This window comes from Candidatus Binatia bacterium (assembly GCA_036382395.1).
In the GTDB taxonomy this organism is placed as follows: domain Bacteria; phylum Desulfobacterota; class Binatia; order HRBIN30; family HRBIN30; genus JAGDMS01.
Window position 1 is genome coordinate 1 of sequence record DASVHW010000150.1, and the last position, 4,715, is coordinate 4,715.

The 4,715-nt window shown below is 65.9% G+C and carries 5 protein-coding genes; 2 read left to right on the forward strand and 3 right to left on the reverse strand.

Annotated features, from left to right (window positions below; genetic code table 11):
* Both VF515_06890 and VF515_06895 read right to left on the reverse strand, forming a co-directional pair.
* On the reverse strand, positions 1 to 536 hold a 536-nt coding region (locus VF515_06890; GenBank protein HEX7407362.1), incomplete at its 3' end, for a methyltransferase dimerization domain-containing protein.
* A gap of 14 nt (positions 537 to 550) precedes the next feature.
* Entirely contained in the window at positions 551 to 1,912 is a 1,362-nt protein-coding gene (locus VF515_06895; protein ID HEX7407363.1) for a coproporphyrinogen-III oxidase family protein, read from the reverse strand.
* Between the two features lie 307 nt (positions 1,913 to 2,219).
* Here VF515_06895 and VF515_06900 point away from each other — a divergent pair, with 307 nt between their 5' ends.
* Both VF515_06900 and VF515_06905 read left to right on the forward strand, forming a co-directional pair.
* Positions 2,220 to 2,942 carry a YebC/PmpR family DNA-binding transcriptional regulator gene (locus VF515_06900; protein HEX7407364.1) on the forward strand — a complete coding sequence of 241 codons (723 nt, stop codon included), beginning with the start codon at positions 2,220 to 2,222 and terminating at the stop codon, positions 2,940 to 2,942.
* A gap of 103 nt (positions 2,943 to 3,045) precedes the next feature.
* Positions 3,046 to 4,191 carry a nitronate monooxygenase family protein gene (locus VF515_06905; GenBank protein HEX7407365.1) on the forward strand — a complete coding sequence of 382 codons (1,146 nt, stop codon included), beginning with the start codon at positions 3,046 to 3,048 and terminating at the stop codon, positions 4,189 to 4,191.
* A 16-nt stretch (positions 4,192 to 4,207) separates the two neighbouring features.
* Here VF515_06905 and efp read toward each other — a convergent pair.
* On the reverse strand, positions 4,208 to 4,715 hold a 508-nt coding region (gene efp / locus VF515_06910; GenBank protein ID HEX7407366.1), incomplete at its 5' end, for an elongation factor P.

Below are 4,715 nucleotides of genomic sequence, written 5' to 3' on the forward strand. Positions count from 1 at the left end.
ATGCGCTCGCAGCGGCTGAAATCGCAGGCCGCGACGATAGCCCGATCGACGCGACGAGAGTTGGCCGTCATGGCGGCATTGAAGATCGCATTCTGTTCGGGGTGTCGCTCGCGGTAGGCCCAGCTGTCCATGCCGTGGAGCACCCGGAATGCATTCTCGCCGGTTTTCACGCTGTGCAGCAGATGACCCCATGTCTGCCACCGATATGCCTGGCCGATGTACGTCGCCGATGGTCTCACCGACAGCTCGGCGTCGGAGCGCAGGCACTCCCCCATGGCCGCCAGCGAGAAGCGCCGATTCTCGTGCTCGCTGAGCACCCCGATCGCAGCAAGCGCCCGCAACAACCGATACAGCGCTCGAGGATGGGCGCCGACGGCCGCGGCGATCTCGTCGCTGGCGCGCGGGCCGGTCGCCATGTGGTCAGCCACGCCCAGCACCGCGGCGACGTGGATGGCTTGGGAGATCTGGAAACCTTTGATCAGACGATGGAGGTCGCCCGCAGCCTGCTCCTGGCTCAGTGTGCCCTGTCGATCCATTTCGTCCTCACTACCTAGGATGGGTGCCGTTCGAGGCGGCGCCGCAGCACCAACTCGCGGCCCTCGATCCAGCCGCGGGCACGCTGCGGATAGAACGCGAGCGTCACGCGATCGTAGACGAGCTTGCCGGTCTCGGTGAGCGAGATGCAGTCACCGTCATCGCTGGCGAGGCCCGCCGCCAGCACTCCCTGCAGCACCTCGCCGTAGTCATCCTCAACGGAGCAACCGAACTCACGCGCGTACTCACTCCGGTTCAGCGGCCTGCCATCGCCCAAGGACAACGCGACGAAGCGCGCCTTGCGGTCCTCCACGCGGAGGAGGAAGGTCTCCTCCACCGGACTCTGCCCCGCCTCGACGCGCGCTGTGTATCGGTCGATGTCAGCAGAATTGCGATAGACGATATTTCCCAGGCGGGAACGTGCGCTGGGGCCGATTCCGATCTGGTTGCCGATGCTGGTCACGTCCTCGAAGCGTGGCTTCCGCACTCCAGACGCGGGCGTGCCGCGCACGAACTCGCGCCAGCGCATCTGTCTGTATCCCAGGGCGTCAGCAGTCCGCTGGACGAACGCGCGCCAGTGGACGAGCCGAGCCAGGTCGAGCCGCTCATCCTGGCGCAGCCGGCCGGCGACTGGCGTGCGTTCGTTGATGCGCAGGTCGTATGCCGTCACGGCGTCGACTCCGCGGGCCGCGACCGCCTCGAAGTCGCCACGGAAGGTGGCCTCGGTTTGTCGCGGCAGGCCGTAGATGAGGTCGACGTTGACGATGAGCCCGCTGGCTACGAGCCGCTCGCAGGCGACTAGGGCCTCGGCACCACTATGTCGTCGACCCACGCTGTCGAGCACGGCGTCATCCAAGCTCTGAATCCCCATGCTGACCCGCCCGATGCCGCGTCGCCGGAAGACGCGGAGGTACTCCTCCGTCGCCGTCTCCGGGGAGCACTCGACCGTGTGAATCTGTTGTCCGTCGTCACGCACACGCGCGAGCACGGTTGCCAGCAGCTCGTCCAAGAGATCGGCCGGCAAGGATGTGGGCGTGCCGCCGCCCACGTAGAGCTGCGACAGCGGCGTGTCCGGCACCACCCAGCCCAGCTCGCGCACCGCAGCCGCCACGTACCGTCGCATCCGCTCTGGCGAAGCCCCTACGCGCTTTGCATAGAAGCAGAAGGTGCAACCGTACTCGCAGAACGGCACGTGGACGTAGATACCCAGCCGCCCGCCAGCCGGCCGCGGGCGCTCAGCACCAGGTGTCGCCACGAATGCCGGGGCCGACATCGGGTAGACGCTGGTTGGAGCATAGGCGACGCGCTGGACCGCGCCGAGCGCCTGCACGATTCGTTCGAGATCCGCATCCTCGCGCCAAGGGCTCGTGGGTGCCATCAGGATTCGATGCTTGCGTTCCCGTGAAATGTCAACCATTCGCCGAGTACGTCTCACCTCGGTGCGCAGATGACTCCACCGCCGGCCCGCGACCATAGCAGAGGATAGCGCCCGGGGGCATTAGCTCGGGCGGCCGGCTGGTGTGAGTCCTGAATGTACCCGCCGTGCGTTCCCTCTGTGTTCTCCACGATCTCTGCGGCGCGTGTCTTTACTTGATCGCGACGGTTGAGCTATGGTCCTCAACACTTTCGCCGCCCGGGATGACTGGGTCAAACCTACCGAAAGACGCTGTTCTTCCCTAACGACCATGGGACGCATCTTCGAAACCCGCAAGCACACGATGTTCGCCCGCTGGGACCGCATGGCCAAGCAGTTCACCCGCGTCGGCAAGGATATTGTCATCGCCGTGAAAGCGGGCGGGCCCGATCCCGCGGCCAATCCCCAGTTGCGGCGCGTCATTCAGAACGCGCGCGCGGTCAACATGCCGAAGGACAAGGTCGAGGCGGCAATCAAGCGCGCGGCGGGCGAGGAGGCGACGGATTATGACGAGATCCTCTACGAGGGATACGCCCCGCACGGCGTCGCCGTCCTCGTCGAGGCCGCGACCGATAACCCGACCCGCACCGTCTCGAACCTGCGCAACCACTTCAACAAGGGTGGCGGCAACCTCGCATCGACCGGCAGCGTCAGCTTCCACTTCAAGAGGATGGGTGTGTTCCGCTTCGATCCCGCCGGCATCTACCAGGACGAACTCGAACTCGATCTGATCGACCACGGCCTCGAGGAGATGGGCGAGAGCACGGGCGAGAAGGGTGAGCCGCAGCTCGTGATCCGGTGCGCCTTCGCCGACTTCGGTCGCCTGCAGAAGGCGCTTGAAGACCGCGGTATCAAACCGCTCTCCGCCGAATCCGAGTACCTACCGCAGACCCCGGCCGAGCTGCCGGAGGACAAAGCCAAGGACGTGCTGAAGCTGGTGGACACCCTCGAGCAGGACGACGACGTCCAGAAGGTCTTCCACAGCGTCGGCTGACGACGCTGGCGCGGACGCTAGAACCTTTACAACTTGAAGGGGAGAACTCGTTCCCCATCCGGTTTTGTGGCGGGCTGAGCCCGCTGCTGGTAGGAGAGGCTTCATGGAGACCAAAGTGACCAGGATGCTAGGGATCGATTGTCCCATCCTCGCCTTCACGCACTGTCGCGACGTCGCGGCGGCGGTGACCAATGCGGGCGGCTTAGGCGTGCTGGGGGCGGTGGCCCACACCCCCGAGCAGCTGGACGTCGATCTCAAGTGGATCGCGGAGCAGACGAAGGGGCGGCCCTTCGGCGTCGACTTGCTCATCCCACGGAAGTACGTGGGTGCCGAGGCCGGCGGGATCGATCTCGGTAGCCTCAAGTCGATGGTGCCCGACGCCAACCGGGAATGGATTGACGAGTTGCTCGAGCGCTACAGCGTGCCGCCGCTTCCCCCGCCCTCGCCGGATAGCGACCGGGAGCAGCGGGGCATGGCGGGGTTGCGAGTGGACCCCAAGAGCATGGGTCCGCTGATCGAGGTCTCATTCGCGCACAAGGTGGCCCTGATCGCCTCGGCCTTGGGGACCCCACCGCGTTGGTTGGTCGACAAGGCCCACGCCAACGGCATTCCGGTGGCCGCCCTGGCCGGGCGCATCGAACATGCCGTCGCCCACAAGGAGGGCGGCGTGGATATCGTCATCGCCCAGGGCACGGAAGGCGGCGGACACACGGGGGAGATCGCCACCATGGTCCTCGTGCCCCAGGTGGTCGATGCCATCGCCCCCACCCCGGTGCTCGCCGCTGGCGGCATCGCCTCGGGGCGCCAGATGGCCGCCGCCCTGGCCCTCGGGGCCGAAGGGGTGTGGTGCGGCTCGGTGTGGCTCACGACGCATGAGGCCGAGACGACTCCGGTGATCAAGGAGAAGTTCCTGGCCGCCACGTCCGCCGACACGCGCCGCTCCCGGTCGCTCACCGGCAAGCCGGCGCGCATGCTGCGCAGTGCCTGGACCGACGCCTGGGACGAGCCCGGTGCGCCCGAGCCATTGCCCATGCCCCTGCAGAGCCTGCTGGTGGCGGAGGCGCAGCGCCGCATCCACCGCGTCGCCCACAAAGCTGATTCGAGCGCACGCCCTCTGGTCACCTACTTCGTCGGGCAGGTTGTCGGCCAGATGAATGTGGCCATGTCGACCCGCGACGTAATGCGCGAGATGGTGGAGCAATGCCTCGATGCCATGGAGCGCATGAACGGCCTGCTGCAAAACGACTAGGGCAGCGCCGCTGCGTTTACTTGGCGCGGGAGAGGTATTCGCCGGACTCGGTGTCGACGCGGATTACGTCGCCGACGGCAACGAAGCCGGGGACCTGGACGGTGGCCCCACTCTCGACGGTAGCCGGTTTGAGGACGTTGGTGACCGTAGCGCCCCGGAGGGCCGGGTCGGTCTGGGTGACTTTCAGGTCGACGTTCTTGGGCAACGTCACGCCCATGGGTTTGCTCTCATAGAACTCCACCTGGACGCGCAGGTTTGGAGTGAGGTAGTTCACGGCATCACCGAGTGCCTCGGCATCGAGCACGATCTGTTCGTAGTTTTCGGTGTTCATGAAGTGGTACTCGTCGTCCGACTGATACAAGAACTCCATCTCGTGCTGCTCGAAGGTGACGCGCTCGACCTTGTCCTCCGATCGGAAGCGGTTCTCGGTTTGGGTTCCGGAACGCAGGTTCCGCAGTTTCGTCTGCACCATGCCGCGCCAGTTTCCCGGCGTGATGTGGACGACGTTCATGAGCCGGAAGAGG

Excerpts from the sequence above, each read along its gene's own strand:
- VF515_06895 (HEX7407363.1), bottom strand. The coding sequence starts at position 1,912 with ATGGCACCCACGAGCCCTTGGCGCGAGGATGCGGATCTCGAACGAATC.
- VF515_06900 (HEX7407364.1), top strand. The coding sequence starts at position 2,220 with ATGGGACGCATCTTCGAAACCCGCAAGCACACGATGTTCGCCCGCTGG.
- VF515_06905 (HEX7407365.1), top strand. The coding sequence starts at position 3,046 with ATGGAGACCAAAGTGACCAGGATGCTAGGGATCGATTGTCCCATCCTC.